We start from the raw sequence: 24,083 nt of genomic DNA on the forward strand, positions 1-24,083 counted from the left end.
GAGATGTGGACTCCCCGTCGGATGATGCTCGGTTTCGTGGGTCTCGTCGCCTTCCTAGCCATCCATTTCGGCTATGTGGCCATTCTGGGCGGATTTGACGGGTTGCCCCCGTTGCCCGACAGTTATCGAGTGGCCCCCGGCGGCGAGACCACCAGTGTCCCCAGCCGCGCGCTCCCGGTAACCGGGCTGGACCGGAAATTGGAGATGGCGTTTGGAGTCGGCTGTCGGGAAATCAAGTTTGCCCTCAAGGTTGAAATCAAACCCAAGGGGATTGTGTTCGCGGGCGACAAATTTGAAATCATTCGCTCCGGCCCTCGCACTGGTTGGGCCGAGGTGACGCCCGTTAGCGTGGCCATCTTTGGCAAGAATCGCGGGCCGGACGGCATCCCCGAAATCAACACCCTCTACAGCGACGTGGCCTATGTGCAGTTCGACCGCCCCGTGAAATCCATTTCCGAAATGGAGGGGCGCAAGGTCGTGACCGCCGAACTCCACGCGGACCCCGAGGCCAAATCCAACGATCCCCGCAAAGGGCGGATCACGATCAACAACAACCGGAAAACGCTGGACGAAAACGACGACCTTGAATTCCAGACGCTCGGGCCGGTGTACTACGTGGAAGATCCGAAGCCCGGCTTGCCGCACATTATGACGCATAACGCCGTGCAACTCACGGATCACCAGAACACCAGCCTGCCAAAACCCGACCGCAAGACCCCCCGTGTCCCGACGGCCACCGGCCTCGGCTTGAAACTCTTCTTGGCGAACGATCCGCCGCCGTCCAAGGGGCCAACGCCGCCGCCGAAGAAGGTCGATCCGAAGACGCCCGCCAAGAAAGAACCCAAGCCGCCAGTCTCCGGGGTGGAGTTGGTGACCATCGAAACCAACGTGGAAATGAATCTCTGGACAGACGACAGCAACGAACTCGGCGGCCAGCCCGGTGAGAAAAAAGATGGCCCGCCGAAACCGAAAGACGGAGACAAGAAAGATACTCCCCCGAAATCGAAAGAGGGAGACAAGAAGGGGCCAACACCTCCGCCAGTCGAGAAGAAACTGCTTCAAATCAAGACAAACGGGCCGTTCAGTTACGACATGAAGAAGGAATTGGCCCACTTTGAGAAGCCCGCCATCCAGAAGCCCGGCATCGTCGAAAACGTGACCGTCATCCGGTCAAGCCGCACCACGGGGCAAGATCTGCTCGTCTGTGAGTTTCTGGACATCTTCTTCCAACGAAAAGCCCCGACACCCCCGGTCGGCAAGGACGGCAAACCTCTGCCTCCGCCGAAGAAAACGACGGAGGACAATTCCTCCGAAGGGAGCATGGAGATAAAGCTCATCCGCGCGTGGGGCGAAACGGTGGTCATCACCTCGGATGCCGAAAACCTGAACGCCACCGGCACCGAGATGATCCACGACGCCAACGCCAAGATGACCATTCTCAAGGGCAACGCCACACAACGGGTGCAGGCCGTGAAAGACGGCAATCTGTTGCAGGGGAGCGAATTGCACATTTTCTCCGACGGCAAGGAACTGACCCAAGCCCATGTCTTCGGCCCCGGTTCCGCCGGGATGGGGGACGTGGACCCGAAAACCGGGGAATACCTGAAACTGGCGACATGGGGCGACCGGCTTGTCTATTCCAAGACCATCGAGAACGGCAAACCCTACGATGTGCTGACATTCATCGGCAAGAACCCCGGCGGTCCGGCCGTGTTCAGCGACAAGAATGCCGAGGGGCAAACCCAGCTCATTCAAGCCAATCAATTGAAAGTATGGCTGATTCCCGCCCCCAAGGTTGATCCCAAAGATCCCCCAAAGAAGGAACCGGTCAAAAAGGAAGTAGCCAAGAAGGAACCCGGCAAACCCGAACCGAAACAGGATCTCGCCAAGGGGATGAAGCCGCACCGGATGGAGGCCACCGGCGAAGTCCGCAGCACTTCGCCGGACGTGGTTGTCAAGCATGCGGATTATCTGAACGTCTGGTTCAAGGACGTGCCGGCCCTCATCAAGCCGCCCAAAAAGCCGGAGCCGAAAAAAGAAGCCCCGAAGACGGCTCCGATGGTAAAAATCGACGTGCCGCCGCTGCCGGGCGAAATCCCGCCGGTGGTTCCCCCGGTGAAGAAGGATGCCCCGCCGCCCGCAAAGAAAGATGCGCCCCCCGAAAAGAAGCAACCGTTGATCGTCGTGGCCAAGGACATCAAAACGTGGGTGAACCGCGATCCGCAAGGGCAGACGGAACTTGACCATGTGTTTGCCGAAGGTGATGTGGACATCCACCAAGACCCGTCCAACGAGAACGACCAAGGGGTGGACATCAACGGCAAAACCGTGGACATGAAGGCCTATCTCGAAGGAAACCACCTTCTGGTGACCGGCGACCCCGCCGACAAGACCAAACCCAAGTGGGGAGTGGTGCGGTTCGACAAGTTGACAATGTTTGGCTTTGACATCGCCATCGACCAGCGGACGCACACGGCCCTCATCAAGGGGGACGGCAGCATGGAAATGCTGACCGCCACCGACATGGAGGGGAAAAAACTCGAAAAACCCTCGCTGGTGACGATCTATTGGAAGCAGCGGATGGACTTCTTCGGGGCGGACAAACTTGTGTTTTTCCACGGAGCCGTTCAGGCTTATCAAGATCCATCCAAGCTCAAGTGCGAGTGGATGCAAGTCATCCTTGACAAGCCCGTGCTGCTGAGCCAGGAGGCTCGGGACAAACTAAAGGTTCCCAAGAAGAAGGGGAATGAGGAAAGCGACGCCCCGAAGATCGACACCGTGATGTGTTACCACGCCCCGAAGGACGAGGACATCCCCAAACCGAAGACCCAGCAACCCGTGGTTGTGATCGAGGAAACGAAACTTGACGGCAAGGTGATCCGTTATCAGAGCATCCACGGCCCCGATGTGATGAGCGTCAACACACCGGTCGGACCGGACAAGACGTCCCATCAAATCACCGTCACCTCTTCGGAAACGATGCCCGGCCTCGTGCGCATGTGGCAGCCGGGATCGAAGGACGGCGGCCTGAGCGACAAGTCCGAACCCAAACCGGCGCCCAAGGGGCCGCCCCGCAAGAAGGGGGAACTCGGGGAGGACGAGGAGATGAAACTCACCGTCGTGCAGTTCGGCGGCAAGATGCAGGCCAACGACCTTCGCAAGCGGGCGGTGTTCTTCACCAATGTCAAGGTGGTCAACCTTCCGGCCGACACGCCGACTCTTCCGGTGGATCTCCGTCAGGGAAGCATCCCGAAGGGGGCCGTTTATTTGGAGGCCCGCGATCAACTGGAAGTGTTCACGACCGTCCAGCGGGAGAAAAACGCCGCCGGCAAAGAAGCGGATGTTTCCTATCAGGAGATGATCGCGCGCGGGAATGTGCGGGTCCGCAAGCAAGGCGAATTCTTTGGCGACGCGGACTGGGTGAGCTATAGCGAACTCAAGGGCGTGCTGATCTTCTACGGCACCAAGGACAGCCCGGCCGTGATTAACAAGCAAAAGGGCCAGGGCATCCGCGACGAAACGATTCAAGGCGAACGGATCAAATACTACACCCGCACCAAGACGTTCGAAGTCGAGGGCGGCACCACGTTGTCGCAGTGAGATTTCCATCTCTCACCGGGTTCTCATGCGTGGCCCGGTGAATCGGTTAGAATGACGGCCGTTGTTTCTTTCCCCTCTCCGGAGTTTCGCATGAGGTCCCCTGTTTCATTCGGCGCGCTCGTCATCTTGGGACTGGCCGCCATCAATTGTCCCGCCGCCCCGACGTTGCCGGACAAGCCGGCCCGCTGGGAGTATGCCGAGCTACAATTCCGCAACCCCCGCGCGGGCGGTTTTCCGGGTCGCATTCCCGCAAAGGGAGAGGACGGAGCCGAGCAACCTCCCGCTCCGGCAACAACGCCGACCGCCGTTCGCTGGACTACCAGCGACGGGGAAATCGAGGCAAAAAACTGGCAGGAAATGGCCGAGAAACTGAAGGCACCGGCCATGAAGAAAGACGCCAGTGCGACGTCGCAGAAGATTCACGTGTTGAACTTCATTGGCGGCGAAGGCTGGGAGTTGGTCGAACATCAGGGCGGCAGCGCAACTGCCACCCTGAACACATGGACGTTTAAGCGACGAGTCCCGTGACGGGCTTATTTCGGGGCTGCCTTCGGGGTCTCTTTCGGAGCTGTTTTCGGGGACTCTGTCAGGGACTCTTTCCAGTCATCCCCGAGTTCCGCGACGGTCTTGCCGGTGATGTCTTTCCAAACCTGCTCCCCATATTCGCCGGCCCGCATTTTGGCGTTCAGCTTCTTCACCACATCCTTGTCATGCTTCTCGGCGACGTATGCCAGAAACGCCGCCGTGGTTCGGTAGCTGCCATTGTACTTGGCCTGTTCCGGCTTCAGTTTTCGCGGCTTGTTCGCCTCATATTTGAAGAACCGCACGTAATCCGCCACCCCCTCGACCAGCCAGCCCGGATTGCGGGCGCCGGGATAACCTTGCACGCAATGGGCGGTCTCATGGACAAACGCCCCGATGTCGTCCGGGTGATCTTTGAAATAAGTCACCGATCCCCGCATGTTCCCGCCGCCTGCCTCGGCGACCCCCCGGTAGTTCTTGTCCATTTTCAACCGAAGCACGGTTCGCGGTTTAAAGCCGTCGCTCCAAAGTTCTTCGCAAAGCATCGGATATTGCCGCTCGCACACGCGGGCGACCCGTTCGGTCCACTCTTTCATCTCCGGCGCATCGTCAACATTCACCGCCACCTCGACGGGGAACTTGAACGGCTTCACCGCCGGTTCTCCTTCGATGGCGAACTCCCGGACGACCAGCGGATAATCGAGGTCTTCCGTTGGCTTCACACGGATGGCCCGAACTTTTTTTCCTTCCGGTTTTGCAACCGCCGCCCCTTTTTCAAAGGTCGCGGCCTTTTCAAAAGTCTTGCCGTCCTCGGAAATCTCCAGCATGCCGGCCCCGAGAAGGTTCTTGTCTTCCTTCCCCCGGCCGGTCGAGACGCGGATTGATTTGACCGTCACCGCCGGATCAAGGATCAGCGTGAGGTGGTCTTTCGCCGTCGCATTCTTCTCCGACTGGAAGACGGTGTCCGGATTGCCGTCAAAGGCGAACTGCCGAATGTTGCCGCCCCCGGTGGCCAGCGTCGATTCGACGGAGGCCACCACCGATTTCTCCGGCGGCGCGGCGATGGCAACGCCCCCGAAACCAGCCAGTAGGGCAAAGACTCGAACGGATGAAAACTGACACATCGAGTTGAGACTCCGGATTGTTCTGTCACTGTTTTGAACTATTCAAATTCTGGATACACACAAAAGGATCTGTGAAGCCGCGACGCGGAGTCTTCGCAGCGGAGCGAGAATTCCGGCCACGCAATCGCCGACCACGACGGCAATCACATAATGCGGGAAGCCCTCGCTCCGCTGCGAAGACTCCGCGTCGCGGCTTCACAGGTCCCTCTTAATGCTATTCCAAAATTACTTCCCGATTCCCTCCCATACCGCGAACGCCGGATAAGGTTTGCGGGCCGGGTTGAGCATGCCCCATGATTTCTCGACGGGGAGCTTGGATTCCTCGCTCTTCCACGGCAGATCATAAGCCTCGAAGGCGACGCCGTGAAACACCCAGGCATTGGCCGAGTCGGTCGGCCGGGCGAGCAAGCCGGGTTTCACGTAGGCAGCCCAGAATTCCTTTTGCGTCTCGGGGGTATAGCCCGGTTTGCCATCATGCGGGAAACCCGTCTCCTTGAGGATCACCGGCTTTTGGGTCAGTTTCGCCAGATTCGCGGCCTCTTCGCGCGCCCAAGCGGCGGCGGGTTCGGCAGTCAGTTTCGGACGGTCGAAGAACGGGTGGATGTTCGGGGCGAGAAAGTCGCCGAAATTCCGGATGAACTCGTGTTTGTATCCCACCAGTGGTTCGCTGGTGCCCAAAGGAATGCCTTTCGGCAATTTTCGCCGTAGGCGGGCTTCCGCGAAGGCGAGATCAGCCGCCTCGTAGCGGTTAAAAGTGATTCCCTCGTTGCCGACCAGCACCCCGAGGGCAAAATCGTTTTGATGGGCGTTGGCCAAATCGGCAACGCCGTCCAGTTCCACCGCTGACTTGATGTCCCAGACGGCCAGCAACACGACACGGAACTTCAATTCTTTGGCGACGGCCAGCAGACGCGGCGAGACAGCCTCGTGATACCCGTACAGCACCAAGCCATCGAACGCCCCCCGGAGGGCGGTCAGGTCGTCGCGGATGGAACTGGTCTTCAATCGTCGCTGATTGGCATCCGACCGGGGATCGAGTTGCGAAGGGGCAAAGGTCACCAGTCGCGGCGGGGTTTTGTCCGTCAACGCGGCGAACAACGCAAACCGCTTGTCCGGTCCCTCTTCGGCCCAAAGGGGATTGAAGGTGACCGCCAGCAATAACAGGGAGAGGATTCTCATTTCACCGTTCTCGAAATTGTGCGGGCGGGAAGATTAACATCATATCCAATGGCTTCATGCTGGCTTCAGCAAGCCAGTGTAAGATGCCATCAGAACATACAAATCCCCCGCAAACAGGAGTATTTTTCATGGGACGCCTTTGGATCGGCGCTTTCGCGTTTCTCGCGTCAGCCATGTTCGCGATGACCGCCACCTCCCAACCCCCCGAAGGAAAGAAGGATTTCGGGCCGGACGGCAAAAAGGAAGGGAAAAAGGATGGCCCGCCGCCGCGATTTGCCATCGGCAAAGTGATGCCGCCGCATGTCAAGGACGAACTGAATCTCACCGATGCCCAAGTGAAGCAGATCGAAGAATTGGAGGCCAAAGTGCGGGCCGCCTTGGAAAAGATTCTCACGCCGGAGCAGATCAAGAAGGCCGAATCGGTCGGCCCGCCGTCGAAGAAAGATTTCGGCCCGGAAGGAAAGAGAGATTTCGACAAGAAGGGACCGCCGGCGAAGGACGAGTAAGCCGTAAAAGTGTCAATCGACAAGGCCCGCCGGTGATACCGGCGGGCCTTGTCGATCTTGATGGTGTTTTACTTCTTCTCGGCTTTTTGGAATTTTTCGAGTTCCAAAGTAAGGGTTCGTTTCCCCTCTTCCAAGGTCTGCTTCACCACGCCAACGTTCGGGGCAAACCATAACGTCGTGCGGACCTTTCCTCCCATTTCCGCCAAATCGGCCTGCACGCTGACCGTGGCAAACTTCCCGGCCGGCACCGTCACGGTTTCGGTGTCGCCGACGAAACTCGCGTTGGCGGCTTTGCCGCCCAGTTTATATTCCCCCTTCCAAGTGGTCCCCTTCTTCGTGGGGAACTGAAGGATGCACACTGGCGGGGTCACGTCGTCCTTGTCCGTGCGGGCGCGGAAGATTCCGTTCTTGGCCACCAGCAGATGCTCCGTGCCGACGGGTTTGTCCCGAAGCATTGCTTCCAGCCGATAGCAATCGTAATCGCCGACCTTCTCCATCGCCGCCACCCGGATGATGAAGCGATCTTCCTGTCCGCTGACCTTGTAAGTCCATGTGTTGCCAATTTCCAGCGGATACAGATCATCCTCCGGAGTTTTTTCCTCGGCTTGGGCGAACCCCGCAAACATCAGAAGACAAACACAAATCGCACGCATCACGCCACCCTTGATGTGAGACACCATTTTTACGAGTTCAATGTGATCCATCATAATGACCAATGACCAATGACCAATGACCAATGACCAACCGACAAGGCGTGTCACTTGACCGACACCGGGCCGCCGTCCGTCAGCGGGCCTTGATGGGTCACGATCACTTGTTCCGTGCCATTCCAAGGTTCCGAGGCATCCCGGCTGCCTGCTTTCTTTCGGCGAATCACTTCCAGCATGTCCCCCTCGGCATGGCCCGTTTGCGTCTGGTACCGCACGGCTTTGCCGTCAACCATCAGGAATATATAAGCTTGATCGTCCAGATATTGAATGGCTGACCGGGGGACGACCCATGTGTCCGGTTGGATGATGCCGATGGTGGCGAAGGCATACAAGCCGGGGCGGTATTTGCGGTTCGGGTTGTCCAGGTCGAATTCCGCCCGAAGGGTCCGGGAGTCGGTGTTCAGCGCCCATGAAGTGCGGGAAACGGCACATTCGATTTCGGAGTTGCCCAAACCGGGAAAGCGGATTTTCGCCTTTGTCCCCTTCGTCACAAACCCGGCGGCCGCCTCGGGGACCTCCACGGCAATGCGAACTTTGTCCGTCCGGGCGACGGTGAAAATCGGCTCGCTCCGGCCGGCGCTCGGTTGCAGAAAGTGCCCGGTGTGGACAAACCGCCCCGTCACCACGCCCGGATAGGGCGCCCGGATCTCGGCATACTGCAACAGCGCCACCAACCGGCGGGCCTCGGCCTCGGTGGCGGCCGCCTTGGCGAGTGACGATGTCACTTGGGCGGCCATGCTGTCCCGCTTTGCCTCGCTTTCCTTCAATAAGGCGTCTGCCGACGTGGTGCGGGCTTTGGCCTCATCCCAAGCGCCCTCGGCCGAGCGAAATTGGTTCAGTGTTTCGTCGGCCGTTTGCTTGTCGATCACCTTGCGGGCCACCAAGTCATCCACACGGGCCGATTCGGACTTCCACCGTTCGTAATTGGAAACGGCTGTCTTTTCGCGAGCCTTCGATTCCAACACCGTCGCCCGTGCCGAGTTGACGGCGGCCTCGGAGGCCGCTTGGTTCTTGCGGGCCAGTTCCACGCCAGAGCGGGCATGGGCGGCCTCGGCTTCCTTCTGCTTTGCCTCCTCCCGAACCTCGGGCATGGAAATTTCCGCCAATAATGTGCCCGGTTTTTGCCCATCCGGTGAAGGTCCGTCCAGTGGATCGTCGATATCAACGAGAACGCGGGTCACGTAGCCGGGGAGTTTGGCCATCAGGGGCGTCGTCTCGAACGCCTGAAGCGTGCCCGGTTGCTCCACCATCCATTTCAGCGATTGTTGCTTGGGAGGAGCCACAGTGACTATGACGGGGCCGTTTTCACCCGGCGAGGCCGAACCCGGAGCCTTGTTGGCGCATCCGGTGGAAAAGGCCGTCAATCCGGCTAGAAACACGATAACGACGCGCATGGACGGCCCAACTTGATTTGGGGATTCGAGCCAGGGCAGTTAGAATTAGTTTAAGCGCATTGACCGAACGGGCAAAGCGATGGCCGAGTATGTTCGCCGAAAACGACCTCCCGCCAGCCATCCCTATTGGGCAAGGCTCCATGACCGCACGCACCCGCCGTGCGGCCGGGGATTGGCCATCTTTTTCGGAATATCGGGTCTGCTCTGCGGGATGTATTACGGCAACGAACCTGCGATTACCTTGCACGATGCCGTGAGGGCGATGGCTCACTGGAGCATTTATATTGCGATGATCGGGGGCCTGTTTGGCTTGCTGGCGGGGATCAGTGAGCGGGATCGCCAGCAACCCTTGATTTCCCTCTGCATCTGCCTGCTCTGGGCGTTTTTCATCGCCTTCTTCGGATATATGCTTGGATTAATGTTCTTTGGTTGCTGCCATTTGTTGATTCGATGGCCGACAAGCGGTTTGGGCTTTCTGTACGGCAGTCTGACGGGAGCCGGAATCGGGGTGGCCGTCGCCCGGATCATCACCTGGCTCAAACGACGAACATGGTGGCAACGGCAGGAAAATTGGCCGAAATGGGAAGAAATGGCCCGCGGACACCGACGCCAAGAGTATGTCATCACCCCGCCGGACGCCACCCCCGAAACCCCGCATCTCCCAACCGGCATGGTCTGAAATCACATCAGCCGGGGCTTTCCCCGGCTTTGCTCACTCTTCCAAGCGTCAGTAATCCTTCTTCGTGAACCGCCAGCACGATAGTCCCAGCATCGCCGCGATCCACGCCAGCGACACGCCAATTGTCCCGGCCCAAGAGGGGTAAGTCTTCACATGCAGGCCGTTTCGGGTCTGGTCCTGCTGCGTCATTGTCTCGGAGATCAGCTTCGTGGTGATGCGGTCCAGATCGTCCGTCCGGGGAAGGACGGTGTGCGAAGCCTCGGCGGTGAATTCCAGCCACGCCGGCATTTCATCCTTCATGCCGGGGAACTTCTTCACGTGTTCGTAAATGCTATATCCGAAGGCGATCACATAGAGCGCCACGGAGGCAAAGCATGTCAGCAGGATGCACGCGATGATGCTCCGGGTCCACACACCGATCATGGTGGACAGGGCATAGAAGATGGCAAAACTAAACGTCAGCGCCGGGATCACAAGCAGGAACTTGGGGTTCCAGATGCCCGTGCGCACACCGATAATCAACCAAGCCCCGATCACGGTCACGGCCGACAGGATGAGCATGAAACTCAGGCCGCCAAGGTACTTGTAAAGCAACAGCGATGTCCGGCTGATCGGCTTGGCGAGAAGCAGGTCCACATTGCCCTTGCGGAGCATGTTGGGAATGAAGAACGACGTGACGATGATCCCGAACAGGATGGCGACCGCCGCCCCGTATCCGTTGATTAGTTTGTCCTCGATCCACCAGACGATGACACCCAGCGGGTTGTAACCGATCACCGCTTTCAGGGAGAACGAACCGAAGAATGGCTGGACATCGTGCGGCCAGCTTCGCGGGTCGCTGGGGGCGGTGATGACCTCGAACTCCTGCGGGCCCGTCAACGGTCCGGGCTTGCGGGCGCACACGGCCACCTTCATGTTCATGTGAAACTCGATCTTCTCACGAATGAAATCCTCCAGCACCCGGTCGCTCATTTGCGTCGCGATGGTTTCCAATTTCTTCGGATCGTCAAGTTTGAAAATCACCCGCGTCAGCGCGGCGGCATCCTGAGAGTCGGTGTTCCACACAGCCGCCACAAGCACCAGTGTGTCGTCCTTGGGGTCGCGTTCCTTCGGAACGAGATCATCCTTGGGTTCTTCCTTGTCCTTGTTGACCTTGGCGGGGGCGTTTTTGTTCCGGGCGCCGGGGCGCCGGTTTGCGTTGGCGTTTGCATCCTCAAGTTCGGAGAGGCTATAGCCGGATGCTTTGAGGGTGAACCGATACTCCCCCTGGGCCGGGTTGGAGGCCTCTTTCAGGACGGTGAAATTCTCCAACGTGTAATCGATCGGCAGCGGCGGGATGGGCATTTCGGCCCGGCCGTGGTCGGCCCGGACCGCAAGAAATTGCCCGATATTTCGGCGAATTGCCTCGTCCGGCGGGGCCGGGATGTAACTGAAACTGCCGATCAGGCCGAGCAACAAGATCGCGAAAATAATCATCACCAGCAGAATTTTGCTGTCCCATGCCTCGCGGATGGAATCCTTGAGAATCGCCAGGGGTTTCATCGGTCATCCTCCCGGCGGGGCCGGCTCGGGCGTCGGTCTTCGGAGTCTCGGTTTTTTTTCCGGCTCGGACGGTCCACGCCCGGCTCGGCCGCGTCCACCATGGACACGAAGGCTTCTTCCAAGGTCTGTCGCTTTTCCACCAAGTCCCGGATGCGGAAGCCCTTCTCCCGCAGGAAGTCGAGCACCGTGTCGATGTCCTTTCCCTCGGGCAGCGTCAGTTCCCAACGCTCGCCCACCGGCCGGACTTTGTAGCCCATCGCGGTCAGTTCGTCGGCCGGGAAATTCGACTCGGCCACGGAGACGATGTAGGTGCCGCGTTGCGAGGTGATGTCCTGAACCCGCCCTTCGCGGATCAGTTCCCCCTTTTGCATCACGGCCACGCGGTCGCACATCAACTCGATTTCACCCAACAGGTGCGAGTTCACGAAGATGGTCGCGCCGTCTCTCTTCAAATCTTCAAGAATCTGCCGGATTTCCCGCCGACCCACAGGGTCCACGCCATCCGTCGGCTCGTCGAGAAAAATCAGTTCGGGATCATGAAAGATCGCTTGGGCAATGCCGACCCGCTGCTTCATCCCCTTGGAATAAGTGCGGATCTTGGAGTGCATCCTGGTCCCGAGGCCGACTTGTTCGAGCAGTTCGGGGATGCGTTTGCGGCGGGCGTCTTTCGACATCCCGTAAAGGGCGCCGTAATAGTCCATCAGGCTGAAGGCCGAGTGATATTCCGGAAAGCGGTGATCTTCGGGCAGGTAACCGACCCGCTTGCGAACCTCGGCCGTCCCGGCGGGCTGGCCAAACAGGGAGGCTTCCCCCTCGCCATGTTTGACGATTCCAAGAAGAATTTTGATGAGGGTGGTTTTTCCGGCGCCGTTCTGGCCGAGCAACCCGAAAATCTCACCCTTTTCGACCTTCAGGGACACGCCCCGCAGAGCCGCCACCCCGCGATAGTCCTTGCGCAGGTCGCGTGTTTCAATCACGGACACGAATGCTCCCGGTTATTGGGATTGGATGGGCGATATTCTAGGGGTATTCGGGGACATGCCTCGGGAATTTGACCCAAGAAACCAGAGTCGGACGGGCGAACGAGGGGATGCGGGCGCCCTGTTTGACGGGTCTTGCTTTCGGTGTTAGTGTAACACCCGTGTATCGTCTTCATATGTACTGACAGATACGGCCAGCCACGAGGCGGCATGGTATAATAGCCGGCATGAAGTCCAAGCCACCCTCGGCGGATGATCGCCGGGCGGAGTTCGAGGCCCTTTATGACCGGCACGGCCGGGAAGTTTGGGCCATGGCCTACGCCCGCTGGCTGGACGCGGACTTGGCGATGGATATCGCCCAAGAAGCCTTCATGAGGCTTTGGAAACACTGGGAGGCGGGCGACGAGGAGATTCAGAACATCCGGGCGTGGCTGCTCCGGGTGGCCCGCAATCTCGCGGAGGATTACGCCAAAAGCGCGTTCCGCCGCAACGGGACAATGGCTCCCCAACAAATGGGGGGAGTCCGGTCACGCGATCCGCAACCGTTGGAGATGATGGAACGGCAGGAAGCTTTCGCCCAAATCCGGGCGACACTGGAGGAGCTTCCCCCGGATGACCGACATATTCTGACACTCCGGTACGCGCTCGATCACGACGCGGCCGAGATTGCCGAGATGTTGGGGATTAACACAACCGCCGTACATATGCGACTCAGCCGGGCCAGACAACGCCTCGCTGATCGCCTGACCGCCCAAGGGCAGATAAACCAATGATGAATCAAAACCCCGTTCCGAATCTCCCACAAGATGGTCTCGACCATCTCTTGGGGGACTATTTCAAGGCTCAGATGCCTAAACATTGGCCGGCCGCCCCGAAAACCGGGGCCATCCGGCCCGCCAAACGACTAACAGAACCGGCGACGGACAATCTCTCCACCAGCCGGCTGGCGTTGGCCGCTTCGGTGGCGTTGCTCCTCGGGGGGTGCTGGTTGGTCTCACACCAAGCCGCCGACGGCCAGCCCCGGACAAATTCCAGCCTGGATAACTCGACCGCGAACCTCAAGGTAATAAAGGATTTGGGGAAGAAGACCCGTTAATTCGGCACTGACATGCCGATCAACGAAGAAAGCCGACTCAAATGAGTCGGCTTTCTTCGTTTCAGGTTTGGAGTCTGGCGGCAACGCCAGACTCCAAACCCCGGCAACATGGTTGCCGGGGTTATCCGTTCGTCAGTGATTAAACAAAAACGCCGGGCTGTTGATGAGCGCCCAGACGAGGTCTTGCGCGCCGGTCACTCGCTTGTCAGCGGCAGGCGGACTGCCAACCGTTCCGGCAAGCCGAAGGTATTCGCCGTCCCGCGAGCGGTGCAAGCGAGTCAGTTCGTCTTTTTGGGCGGGAGTTCGCTGGGCGGCGGGAACTGCCAGCAAGAGGCGAACATTCTCGGGAACCCCATCGGCCAATCGGGGTTCCGAGTCCGTCGTCGTGGAGACGCGGAACTTGCCGATGGTGTGCGACGTGCCAAATTTCATCACGAGGGTGACTGTGAACGTCGTACCCTTTTCGTAAGCCGCCAAATCCTTCACCCGGAACAAAGCCGACTGGTTCTTCCCAAACTGCGGCGAAACGGCCCACCCGGTGGTGGGGGTGCCGAGCAAGGCATTGCCAATCGGGAACTGATCTTGGGAGAACGTCGCCAGCGGTGTGTGCAAAGTCACCGGCTTGGCTTCCATCGGCTTGTCAGCCGGGGCGGCCTTCACCAAGATTTGGTTCAGCACAAAGTTACCATTCTGGGCACGGCCGGGGCCTTTCGCGGGCAACTTATCATCGGCCAATGCTTCCAACCGCAAAGCGGTGATGTTCTTCATCTTGGTGGTGAAGGTCACCGTATAAGTCTCGGTCACCGGGTTGGGACCGCTGACAGTGATCGACTGATCGGCCTTGTTGATATCCAATTTGGCCTTCTGTTCGCTGACCGCTTTGGAAGCCGCCAGCGGTTCCCAAACAGGGGACGAACCAAGCGATTTTTCCCAACCCTCCTGCTTTCCGTCCAAGGAGGTTTCGTAATCCTTGAACGTCTTCACTTTCGCCTGATACTCGGCCATCTGGGTGGCATGATCGGCCTCGCCCGCCTTGAGAGCCTTCAACCCCGTTTCCATCTCTTTCGGCGTCGGGAATCGATTCAACACCGCCAGATACAATTCTTCCACGAACTGCTTGTCGTCTTTGACCGTCGCCGACAGTTTCGCCAGTCGGTTGCCCGGATCTTTCAAGGCATCGCCAACGATGGGGCCGTTGACCAGATTCAGAATCGGCCCCAGCATCATGCTGCTGGATCGTTCACACTCGCAAGCGCTTTCCCGCACAGGCTTGCCGAACAGGTCAAGAAAGCCGCTCGGCAGATCAACCGAACCATCCAGCACTTGGGCGGCCCGCGATCCCGGCGGCAGGCCCGGCAACTTGGTCGTGGAACCGGTCACTCGGTGAATCGCGTCATACAGCGATTCGGCCGACAGTCGGCGGGCCATCGCGTGTGAATAGTTAAGGTCATCCCCGGCATTCCATTGGTTGGTCGAGACGGACAGTTGATACGTCCGGCTTTTGCAAATCAGCTTGATGAGGTGCCGGGCATCATGCTTGTGGCTCACAAATTCTTGAGTGAGATAATCAAGCAAGGCCGGATTGGACGCCGGGTTCCCGGCCCGGATGTCGTCCACGGGTTCGATGATGCCGACGCCCGTGAGATAACTCCACACGCGGTTGGCATAGCTCTTCGCAAAGTACGGGTTCTCGGTGGAGGTGATCCACTTCGCCAGTTGCGTCCGGCGGGGGAGATTGGCGGCCGCGAGATCCTTGTGGTCAAACGGGAACTTCGGCTTGGCAGTTTCGCCGGTGCGCTCGTGCTTCACTTCGCCGCCGCCCGCATCGGAAATCACTTCCACCAGCGGCACGGCCCCGTCAACGGCCGAGCCACCGATCTTTTGGCCTTTGTACTTCGGGTCTTCGCCACGTTGCACTTGGGCAAAGTAAGAAGTGAGGGCGTAGTATTGATCTTGCGTCCATTTCTCAAACGGGTGGTCGTGGCATTTGTTGCAGTTGAAGCGGATCGCCAGGAACAGGTGGGTCGTGTTCTCCATCGCCGCATCCGGGGTGCGAAGCACCTTGTAATAAGCGGCCTCCGGGTGTTCCACATTGGAACCGCTTCCCGTGAGAATTTGATAAGCGAATTCGTTGTAGGGTGTATTGTCATTCACCGCCTTGCGGATGTAATCCCGCAGGGCCTTGGCTCCGGCGTCGCCGAGGAACTTGCGGTTCACCTGCAACAAGTCGGCCCATCGATTGGTCCAGTATTCGACGTATTCCGGCGAACCGACGAGTTTGTCAATCAACTCGTCCCGCTTGATCTTGGTCGGCCGGCTGTCCAGCAGGAACGCCCGCACGACTTCCGGTTCCGGGGGGATGCCGGTCACGTCGATGTAAACGCGACGCATAAAGTCGGCGTCGGTGCAGAGGTCGCTCGGCAGGATCTTCACCCGCTTCAGCTTGTCGTAAACAAGCTCGTCGATCTTGTTGAAGACCTCCGGGTTGCTCCACGCGAAGCCGGAACGGTCTCCCATCGAAACGATGGTGCTGGCCGAATAAGCCCCTTCGTAGCGGGCGAGCATGGTGGCCTCACCCCGGCGAACGGTCGTCACAATGCCGGTTTTGTCCACGGTCGCCACTTCGGCATTGCTGCTGTCGATAAACGCCTCGGCGGTCACATCCCGTTTGGCCCCGTCGGTGTAGGTGGCCACGATGGCGAATTGTTGTTTCGAGCCAAGAGCGGCGATCACCGGGTCTTTCGGCAATACTTCAATGGAGGCCACCTTCGGGGTGGTCAAATCGAGCTTGGCCCCCTGGGCGATCCAGAGTTTCGTGAGTTCATAATTCGGGTCGCCGGGCGACCACAGCACCCCGCCGGAATGGGCGACCGCCCCGCCCGGCTTCATGACCATCAGGCTGCGATCCGGGGCGGCCCGGTTAAACCGCCGGCCTTCCAGATCGTCCGTCAGCGAGCGGTGATCGTAGATCGGGTCGTAGCCGCGTAGGGAAAGTTTGAAACCGTTCTTCCCCTCGGCCGATCCGTGACAGGTTCCCTGATTGCAGCCCAATTTGCCGAACACCGGGTTCACATCCCGGATGAAATTGACGGCATAAGCCGTTTTCTGCCCGCTCACGGTCACCGGCACATCGAGCGTCTTGCCACCAACGGCGGCTTTGATGCTGGCCGAGCCGTCCGCGACGGGACGCACCAAGCCGGCCGGGGACATCTTCGCAATGGCGGGAAGTTCGGCCTTCGCCAGCCGGGTGACATCAATCACGTCCCCGTTGTCCAGCGTGGCCGAGAGGAGCAGTTGGGTGTAATCAAAAGGATTCTTAAGCGTGATGCTCGCCGGGCGGGCCTCCAGCTTGGTGATCGTGCGACCGGCCGGGAGTTGTTCTTGGGCCGTCGCCGATCCGACGGCAACGAACGCGATCCCAAGCAACAGAACGAAATATTTCATGCAAACACCCACAAACGGGAAAGGTATGAGGCATCGGATGGCTGCCGGAAAGGGATCGGCAACCTCATGGCGGGTACGATTCAACTTACTCAAGTGTACCAGACAGGAACGGGCCGGGTAAAGAGGCAAGCGGCCCGTCCGCAAAATTAAGTCGTACATCACTCACATGAATTCTGATTCCCGCAACATGTGGAGGAAGGTCGTCTGGCTTGGCGTCGGCCTGCTCGCGGCGGGCGTGGCCGTCCAACCCCGGATTGCCGAGGACACCTGGTGGCATCTTGCCGTGGGCCGTTGGATCGCCGATCACGGAACGATTCCGGAAACAGATCCATTCTCGTTGAGGGGCCAGACCGAAAACATCCCTTGGCGGGCCTATAGCTGGCTATTTGAAACATTGCTGTTTCAGGTCTTCCAACGGTTCGGCCTTGATGGGGCGCTGATGCTCCGATTCTTGTTGAGCGCCGCCAGCGCCGTTTCCGTGTGTGCGTATCTGGGAAACCGGACTCGCGGATTTTGGACCGGCCCGGTTCTCGCGGCCATTGTGATGCCGGCATTCTGGCCGTTGTTCACCGAACGCCCCTGGCACATGACGATTATCGGCGTGGTGGCGACCCTTAGAGTGTTAGATCAACTTCTCACCCGGCCGACATCGCTTCGCCGGGTCATCTGGCTGGTCCCGGTGTATGCCTTGTGGGCGAACATCCACATTCAATTCGTGCTGGGCTTGGGATTGCTCGGCGCGGGCCTTGGGGTGGCGCTGGTTCGTCATCGTCGCCAACCGGCGGTGTCGTCGGTCGGCACGCTGTTGATCCTTTGGCCGTTGTGCGCGCTGGCCACGCTGGCCAACCCATACCATGTGAATCTTTATCGAGTGGTATGGGAATACGCGACGCAAACCGGCGCGTTGAGCCTGATCGACGAATTGGCGCCCCCCCGCCTCCGTGATTGGTGGACTTGGCCTCTCATCTTCCTCGGGTTTCTGGCTGCGTTGAAACTGCTGCGGGACGGGTTTCCGTTGTGGGAAACGACCCTGTTGGCAATCGGGCTTTTCTTCGCCCTGCGAATGCAACGGGACGCTTGGTTCGGCACCCTCCTCGCCGCTCGGACGTTGTTGCGCCCCGGCGGGGCCATCCCGCAACCGTGGACGCCGATTGTCTGGCCAGCCCTTGGCTTTGTGTTGGTGCGATTGCTGTGGGCGTCCGGCTTGGCGGCCCATCAACCAATCGACGACATCGTGCGACGAGAATACCCGGTGGAAGCGGTCACTTGGGTGAAGGCAAACCGGCCGCCGGGGCCGCTGTTTAACACATTTGATTGGGGCGGTTATCTGATTTGGGAACTTCCCGAATACCCCGTCAGCATGGACGGCCGCTCCAATCTTTACGGGGACGAGCAGCTATCACAGCATGTCCGCACATTGACGACCCCCGATGGCTGGCAAACCGATTCCGTGTTCCAAAACTCCCGTTTGGTGATCCTCCCCGTCATGACCAACGGAAAGGAACTCCCTTTGGTGACGGAACTCCGCAAGACATGGCAAGTGGCTTACGAAGACGCGGCAGCCATCGTGTTTGTCAAAAATGAATGATGAACCCTCTCACTAAAAGCGGTAGAGTTCCGGCCACTCCGTCTCATCATTGTCCGTGGTCAGCCGACCGGCGAACATGCTTCCCAGAATTTCCCGCATCACCAGAGAGGCTCTCGCTCCGCTCACGTCGAAGTTTCGCAATTTGGGCCAATCGCCCGCCTCGGTGATGACCATCAGAGAGTGATCGTTCAGGTTGGCGCAGTCCGGGAAGCCGAGGGTTTCCAAATTCGGAAGATACGGCAGCCCCAAAAACTCCTCCATGCCGACTCGGGAAACCGCGCAGGCCCGAACTTGCAGATGTCTCAGCCCAACCAGTTCCTGACCGGCAGCCAACACCCGGCCGATGTCATCATTGCCGTGTGTATGCCGGATGATGAGTCGTTCCAGTCGGGCAAGGCCGGGGCACCGGGCCGCCATCCGAATAACCTCTGGGTCCGTGAAAATCAGCTCCAGTGTTCGCAATTGCGTGAGGTCGTTGGTGTTGAGAACTTCCGCAAACAGTTCCGGAGTGCAACCGACGAAGGCCAGGCCTTCCACGGGGGTGCGTTCCAACAACCGGACCACGTGCATCGCCGTGCGGTAGCTTTTGGCGGCGAGCGTGACATGCGACACGAATCCCCGGCGGAACTGGGCCGAGTGCAGGTAAGGGATATCACGACCGCGCCCCCAATGCTGTTCCACCACATGTGAACACGGCCCCTGTTCCATCACCCGCTTCAAAAAATAGCGTTCTCGCCGCGAAATTTCTTCGTGGCTGTCTCTCCCCAGCCGTTCGAGTTTCTTGCCCTCCGGCGCGATTGGCCCCATCGGCACCGGTTCGCCGAGAGCCTGACAGACGGGTCGCATCCAGATTCGCCAATGGAGATTTTGCAGTTCCCGCTCGCGTTCGAGGGCGGGCAAAAAGTCGTCAGGCCGGTCGGCCCCGCGCGCCAGCAGGCATTGCAAACGGATGAATTCCGCGCGGGCCACACTCGCGGGGTCTCCCTTTTCCTCAAGGAAATCGGCGTAGATCAGCCTTGGGCCGTCGTCGGCCGGGCTTTGCCGGATCACTTCCAGAAAGGCGAGTTCATCAATCATTTTGAGCGGCCGATACAACCGGCGCAGGCCACACAACCACGGCAACCGATCCGGTTTTCCTAATCTTACATGCCTCCACGAGACGATAGGAAGACGGATTCTCGCTCGGAATCGTTCAGGGGTTGTCATGCGATCACCAGTGCTGGCGTTCGTTTGCTGGCTGATTGCCATCTCTGCTGACGCCCAGACACCGGAACCCAAGCCGCCTGTGGATGGGGAACCTCGCGTCCATCCGATCAATCTGGCCACGGCGTTGCAACTCGCCCATGCCCGCCCCATCGACGTGCAAGTGGCCGCCCGGCAGGCGGAAGCCGCCGCCGCCGTTTTTGACCGCGCCAAATATTCCTGGCTGCCAAGTGTCTACGTCGGCGCGGATTATTTGCGACACGACGGCGCGGTGCAGAACTTTCAGGGCCAGATTCTCAATGCGAACCGCAACAGCCTGATGGGCGGCTTCGGGGCCAATGCTGTTTTCAGCGTCTCCGACGGGATCTTCGCGCCGCTGGCCGCCCGGCAGGATCTCAAGGCCCGCGAGACCATGCAACTCGCCGTCGCCAATGATATCTCCCTGAGCGTGGCCGAGGCTTATTTCAGCGTGCAACAGGCTCGCGGCGAACTTACCGTGGCCCTCCAAATCGTGACCGACGCCATCGAACTGGTTCGCCGGACCGAGCAACTGGCCGAGGGACTGGCGCCGCCGTTGGAAGCGACCCGCGCCCGCGTCGAACTGGCCCGGCGAAAACAGGCGGTCGCCGCTTCGCGTGAACGATTGATGACCGCCAGCGCCGAACTCGCCCGGTTGCTGCGACTCGATGCCGGAGTGGTCATCGAACCCATCGAACCGGCGAACATGCCGGTGACATTGATCGACAAAACCTACACCATCGACGACTTGATCCCCGTCGCCCTGACCACGCGGCCGGAACTCGCCGCCAATCAGGCTTTCGTGCTGGCAACATTGAGACGATTGGAACAGGAACGCCTTCGCCCGTTGGTTCCCAGTGTGCTGATCCGCAGTATTTCCACCAACCCGAGCGGCACGCTTGGCTACGGAGTTTTCGCCGGGGGTTCGGGCAACCGCGTGGGAAGCGCCAGTTCGCGGTTGGATTACGACATTCAACTGGTATGGGAGTTTCAAAACCTCGGTCTGGGAAACCGGGCGAGATCGGCCGAGCGAAAAGCCGAGCATGAGATTGCGATTCTGGAACAGTTCCGCACCCAAGATCGCGTGGCCGCCGAGGTGGCGAAGGCGTTTGCCGAGGTGAACGCCGCGGCGGAGCGAATGAAGGAGGCCGAACCCGCCTTCAAGGACGCGACCGACCTCGTGAAGAAAAGCATGGAAGCGATGACCCAAACCCGCCGGGTGGGCAACATCATCACACTCGTCGTCCGGCCGCAGGAAGTGGTGGCCGCCGTGCAGGCCCTTGGCCAGTCGAACTCGGATTACTTCGCGGCCGTCGCCGATTATAACCGATCCCAATTCCGGCTTTACCGGGCGCTCGGTCACTCATCCAAATGCCTGTCGGGGTTGGTTCCAACAGTCGAAGATCCTTGACGATCAACGGCCATCGCCCTGTAAATCGTCCAGCAACCTCTCCAAGTCCGGCAGGCTGACCGGCTTGACCAAGTGACCATCGCAGCCCGCCTCGCGCGACCGTTCCCGGTCGCCGTCCTGTCCCCAACCGGTTAACGCGATGATCGTCATGTCACGGCCCCAAGACTGATCCCGAATTCGCCGGGTCGCGTCAAGCCCGTTCATTCGTGGCATCCCCACGTCCATCAGCACGACCTCCGGCCGGAATTGTCCGGCGGCTTCCAACGCCTCTTCGCCGTTGTAGGCCGTCCGGACTTCGTTGCCCATCAGTCCCAACATCATGGAAAGGCTGTCGGCGCCATCCCGGCTGTCGTCCACGACGAGAATGCGTCTCTTCAATCCCGAGGCGGCCGGTTCGTCGTTTGGCGTCGGCTTGTCGGTGGAGTCCGGAGAGAGGATCAACTCCGGCAGCCGGATGATGAACGTGCTGCCCCGCCCCGGCCCTTCGCTCTCGGCCGTCACTGTTCCTCCGTGCATCTCCGCCAAACCACGGACAAGCGCCAGCCCGATGCCAAGCCCTCCCGTGTTTCGTTCGGTCTCGCGGTCCACTTGGGAAAACATGTCAAAGATTTTGGCAAGCGAATCACGGGGGATGCCAATCCCGGTGTCCCGCACTCTCACCACCACCACCACCCCGGCGATCCGTTCCGCGGACAGCCAGATGTGGCCGCCATGTTCGGTGTATTTGGCGCTGTTGGACAGCAAGTTGCCGAACACCTGGGCCAGCCGGGTCAGGTCAGCGTCAAGGCTGACCGGGTCCGGAGGAAGCGAGATCGTCAGTTGATGCCCTCTGGCGTCAATGATCGGCCGGGTCGCCTCCACGGCGGTGTTCACCACATCTGCCAGCAACACACGCGACCGCCGTAGTTCCATCTTGTTGCGGCTAATGCGGGACACATCAAGCAGGTCGTCGACCAACCGCACCATGTGAGAGAGTTGTCTGTCCATCATCGAACGGGTTTGTTCGACGAGGGCCGGGTTGTCCCCCGCGAGCCGCATCACTTGAAGACCGTTGCGAACCGGGGCCAGGGGGTTTCGCAGTTCGTGGGCCAGCAAGGCGATGAAGTCGTCCTTCTTGCGGTCGGCCTCGCGCAGCGAATCCTCCATTTCCCGGCGTTCGGTGACATCTCTTGTGGTGCCCGCAACCGCCTCCACTTCGCCCTCCGTCCCGAACACCGGCACGAAGATATAGTCATAAATCCGTCGGCCGTTCGTGCCGGTGAAAGGCACTTCGCCCCGGATGGGCTGCTTCGTCTCCCGGACTTGGTCAATCTCCCGGTCGTGCATTTCCGCGTGCCAGGGTTCGTAGCCGATCTCCAGGAAGGTTTTGCCAAGGTGGCCATCGGGACCGCATCCCCACATGGCAATCAAAGAATCGTTGGCATACAGAACGCGATGGTCGAGACTGAAAACGTAGACAAAGTCGGGAGTGGCCGACAGAATCGTTTCGTAAAGACGTCGGCGACGCTCGGACTCGGCGGTCACCCGGACAAGAGTCTCCTCCGCGCGATAACGGTCGGTCAGGTCAATGCCTTGGACAAGAATGCCCGACACGGTTCCGTCCGGCGAGAAGATCGGCTGGTAGACAAACTCAAGAATCCTTTCCTCCAAGCGGCCGTCTCGCCGTAACGTGACCCGCATGTCCCGGCCCGTGAACGGCTCTCCCGTCTGGTAGACACGGTCGAGAATCTCGTAAAAGCCCTGGCCGGCGATCTCCGGAATGGCCTCTCGAATCGGCCGGCCGATGATGCCCCCTCGGCCCAACAGCTCATAATAACGATCGTTCGCCCGCTCAAAAACGTGTTCCGGCCCGTTCAGAACACACATAAACGACGGGGCGCTTTGGAACACATCCGCAAGACGCCGACGCTCCGCCTCCACCTCTTGATTGAGGCGGTGGTTCTCAGCCTCGGCTAACTTGCGTTCCGTGACATCGCGAGCGACTTTCGACGCCCCGACGACGTGTCCCTCGGCGTCGCGGAGCGGAGAGATTGTCAGGGAAATGTCACGGCGGCGGCCGTCCTTGGTCACCCGCACGGTCTCGAAATGCTCGACCCGCTCTCCCCGGCAGATTCGCCGGATGATATCCGCCTCCTCGTCCAACCGCTCCGGCGGGATAATCAGGGTGATGTGCCGCCCCACGGCTTCGTCAGACCGATAACCGAAGAGACGTTCGGCTCCTGTATTCCAAGACAGAACGATGCCGTTAAGCGACTTGCTGAGAATGGCATCTTCGGACGATTCCACGATGGCCGCCAGCCGTGCCCGGTCCTTCTCCGCCTGCTTTTGTTCCGAGACATCCCGGAAAACAAGCACCGCTCCCGCCAGATCACCGGAATCGGCCCGGATGGGAGAGGCACTATCGTCAATTGGCCTCTCGCTTCCGTCTTTGGCGATCAGGATTGTGTGATTCGCCAACCCCACGATGTTCCCTTCCCGCAAGGCACGCAGGGCGGGATTTTCAACCTCGGCGCGTGAATATTCATTCACGATGTGGAATATTTCGGGCAACGGGTGCCCGCTCGCCTCGGCCAGCGTCCAGCCGGTCAGAGCTTCGGCCACGGGGTTCATGAACGTCACGCCGCCATTGGCGTCGGTGGCGATGACGGCATCGCCGATGCTGGAGAGAGTAATCCGCAGCAGTTCCGATTGCCTTCGCAACTCCTCCCGAGCATCGAGGGCATCCTGATTGGCCCCCGGATCATCGACAATGATGCTCCGTGCATTTGGCGGGACAACCGGCCTCGGCAAATCTTCCTGCGGCGCATCCTTGCCCATCACCGGCCTCCCAGAATCTTCACCGCCATTGCGGGACCAGACACACGGGACGCCAAGGCACTGATGAAAATCCTCCGGCCAGAAGCAGCGCCATTACGTTCGACTCCGGTGCCGCAGGTCGATTTTTCACGGATCATGTCAACGCAAAGAGGATCCGGCGCCGGATCCTTAACGTTGCTCTTCGTGATTGCTTCGAGCAGCCGGAGGGATCTGGGGAGGCTGCTGATCGACTCGGTCGGGATCATCATGTGCGGACGTTCTTTGTCACGG

17 protein-coding genes are annotated in these 24,083 nt (G+C 59.6%); 8 read left to right on the forward strand and 9 right to left on the reverse strand.

Features of this window, described 5'->3' with window-relative positions:
* Positions 1-3 precede the first annotated feature (3 nt).
* Positions 4-3,600, forward strand: coding sequence for a hypothetical protein (locus tag BGIM_RS0117355; protein ID WP_157369174.1), 3,597 nt, complete (start codon positions 4-6; stop codon positions 3,598-3,600).
* A 90-nt stretch (positions 3,601-3,690) separates the two neighbouring features.
* Positions 3,691-4,128 carry a hypothetical protein gene (locus tag BGIM_RS0117360; protein WP_020471006.1) on the forward strand — a complete coding sequence of 146 codons (438 nt, stop codon included), beginning with the start codon at positions 3,691-3,693 and terminating at the stop codon, positions 4,126-4,128.
* 5 nt (positions 4,129-4,133) lie between these two features.
* On the opposite strand, the gene BGIM_RS0117365 is transcribed toward BGIM_RS0117360, so the two are convergent.
* Both BGIM_RS0117365 and BGIM_RS0117370 read right to left on the reverse strand, forming a co-directional pair.
* A complete protein-coding gene (locus BGIM_RS0117365; protein WP_020471007.1) occupies positions 4,134-5,246 on the reverse strand; it encodes a basic secretory protein-like protein in 1,113 nt (370 codons plus the stop codon).
* Between the two features lie 225 nt (positions 5,247-5,471).
* Positions 5,472-6,425, reverse strand: coding sequence for a glycoside hydrolase family 17 protein (locus tag BGIM_RS0117370; RefSeq protein ID WP_020471008.1), 954 nt, complete (start codon positions 6,423-6,425; stop codon positions 5,472-5,474).
* 128 nt (positions 6,426-6,553) lie between these two features.
* Between BGIM_RS0117370 and BGIM_RS0117375 the strand changes: the two genes are divergently transcribed.
* Complete coding sequence (locus BGIM_RS0117375) at positions 6,554-6,931, forward strand: hypothetical protein (RefSeq protein WP_020471009.1); 378 nt, start codon at positions 6,554-6,556, stop codon at positions 6,929-6,931.
* Between the two features lie 68 nt (positions 6,932-6,999).
* Here the strand turns inward: BGIM_RS0117375 and BGIM_RS0117380 are convergent, their stop codons facing one another.
* Together BGIM_RS0117380 and BGIM_RS0117385 are read right to left on the reverse strand one after the other, a co-directional pair.
* A complete protein-coding gene (locus BGIM_RS0117380; protein WP_157369176.1) occupies positions 7,000-7,584 on the reverse strand; it encodes a TapB family protein in 585 nt (194 codons plus the stop codon).
* 104 nt (positions 7,585-7,688) lie between these two features.
* Positions 7,689-9,035 (reverse strand): efflux RND transporter periplasmic adaptor subunit, encoded by a 1,347-nt coding sequence (locus BGIM_RS0117385; RefSeq protein WP_020471011.1) that lies wholly within the window; start codon positions 9,033-9,035, stop codon positions 7,689-7,691.
* A gap of 79 nt (positions 9,036-9,114) precedes the next feature.
* Here BGIM_RS0117385 and BGIM_RS50965 point away from each other — a divergent pair, with 79 nt between their 5' ends.
* Positions 9,115-9,714, forward strand: coding sequence for a hypothetical protein (locus tag BGIM_RS50965; protein ID WP_029630136.1), 600 nt, complete (start codon positions 9,115-9,117; stop codon positions 9,712-9,714).
* Positions 9,715-9,762: 48 nt separating this feature from the next.
* On the opposite strand, the gene BGIM_RS0117395 is transcribed toward BGIM_RS50965, so the two are convergent.
* Together BGIM_RS0117395 and BGIM_RS0117400 are read right to left on the reverse strand one after the other, a co-directional pair.
* Positions 9,763-11,256, reverse strand: coding sequence for an ABC transporter permease (locus BGIM_RS0117395; RefSeq protein ID WP_020471013.1), 1,494 nt, complete (start codon positions 11,254-11,256; stop codon positions 9,763-9,765).
* Entirely contained in the window at positions 11,253-12,239 is a 987-nt protein-coding gene (locus BGIM_RS0117400) for an ABC transporter ATP-binding protein (protein WP_020471014.1), read from the reverse strand. Before BGIM_RS0117400 ends, BGIM_RS0117395 begins: the two co-directional genes overlap by 4 nt.
* A 224-nt stretch (positions 12,240-12,463) precedes the next feature.
* Between BGIM_RS0117400 and BGIM_RS0117405 the strand changes: the two genes are divergently transcribed.
* Positions 12,464-13,009, forward strand: coding sequence for an RNA polymerase sigma factor (locus tag BGIM_RS0117405; protein ID WP_020471015.1), 546 nt, complete (start codon positions 12,464-12,466; stop codon positions 13,007-13,009).
* A 74-nt stretch (positions 13,010-13,083) separates the two neighbouring features.
* Complete coding sequence (locus tag BGIM_RS0117410) at positions 13,084-13,332, forward strand: hypothetical protein (protein WP_157369178.1); 249 nt, start codon at positions 13,084-13,086, stop codon at positions 13,330-13,332.
* A 132-nt stretch (positions 13,333-13,464) separates the two neighbouring features.
* On the opposite strand, the gene BGIM_RS0117415 is transcribed toward BGIM_RS0117410, so the two are convergent.
* Complete coding sequence (locus tag BGIM_RS0117415; RefSeq protein WP_020471017.1) at positions 13,465-16,776, reverse strand: DUF1549 domain-containing protein; 3,312 nt, start codon at positions 16,774-16,776, stop codon at positions 13,465-13,467.
* A gap of 166 nt (positions 16,777-16,942) precedes the next feature.
* On the opposite strand from BGIM_RS0117415, the gene BGIM_RS0117420 reads away from it, so the two are divergent.
* Entirely contained in the window at positions 16,943-18,364 is a 1,422-nt protein-coding gene (locus BGIM_RS0117420) for a hypothetical protein (RefSeq protein WP_020471018.1), read from the forward strand.
* A gap of 12 nt (positions 18,365-18,376) precedes the next feature.
* On the opposite strand, the gene BGIM_RS0117425 is transcribed toward BGIM_RS0117420, so the two are convergent.
* Positions 18,377-19,486 (reverse strand): TIGR02996 domain-containing protein, encoded by a 1,110-nt coding sequence (locus BGIM_RS0117425; protein ID WP_020471019.1) that lies wholly within the window; start codon positions 19,484-19,486, stop codon positions 18,377-18,379.
* A gap of 82 nt (positions 19,487-19,568) precedes the next feature.
* Between BGIM_RS0117425 and BGIM_RS0117430 the strand changes: the two genes are divergently transcribed.
* Positions 19,569-20,996, forward strand: coding sequence for a TolC family protein (locus BGIM_RS0117430; RefSeq protein WP_029630138.1), 1,428 nt, complete (start codon positions 19,569-19,571; stop codon positions 20,994-20,996).
* A 3-nt stretch (positions 20,997-20,999) separates the two neighbouring features.
* Here the strand turns inward: BGIM_RS0117430 and BGIM_RS57705 are convergent, their stop codons facing one another.
* The gene (locus BGIM_RS57705; RefSeq protein WP_020471021.1) at positions 21,000-23,813 is read right to left on the reverse strand and encodes a PAS domain-containing hybrid sensor histidine kinase/response regulator; all 2,814 of its coding nucleotides are present in this window, start codon (positions 23,811-23,813) and stop codon (positions 21,000-21,002) included.
* Positions 23,814-24,083 lie beyond the last annotated feature (270 nt).

The sequence above is a fragment of the Zavarzinella formosa DSM 19928 genome (assembly GCF_000255705.1).
In the GTDB taxonomy this organism is placed as follows: domain Bacteria; phylum Planctomycetota; class Planctomycetia; order Gemmatales; family Gemmataceae; genus Zavarzinella; species Zavarzinella formosa.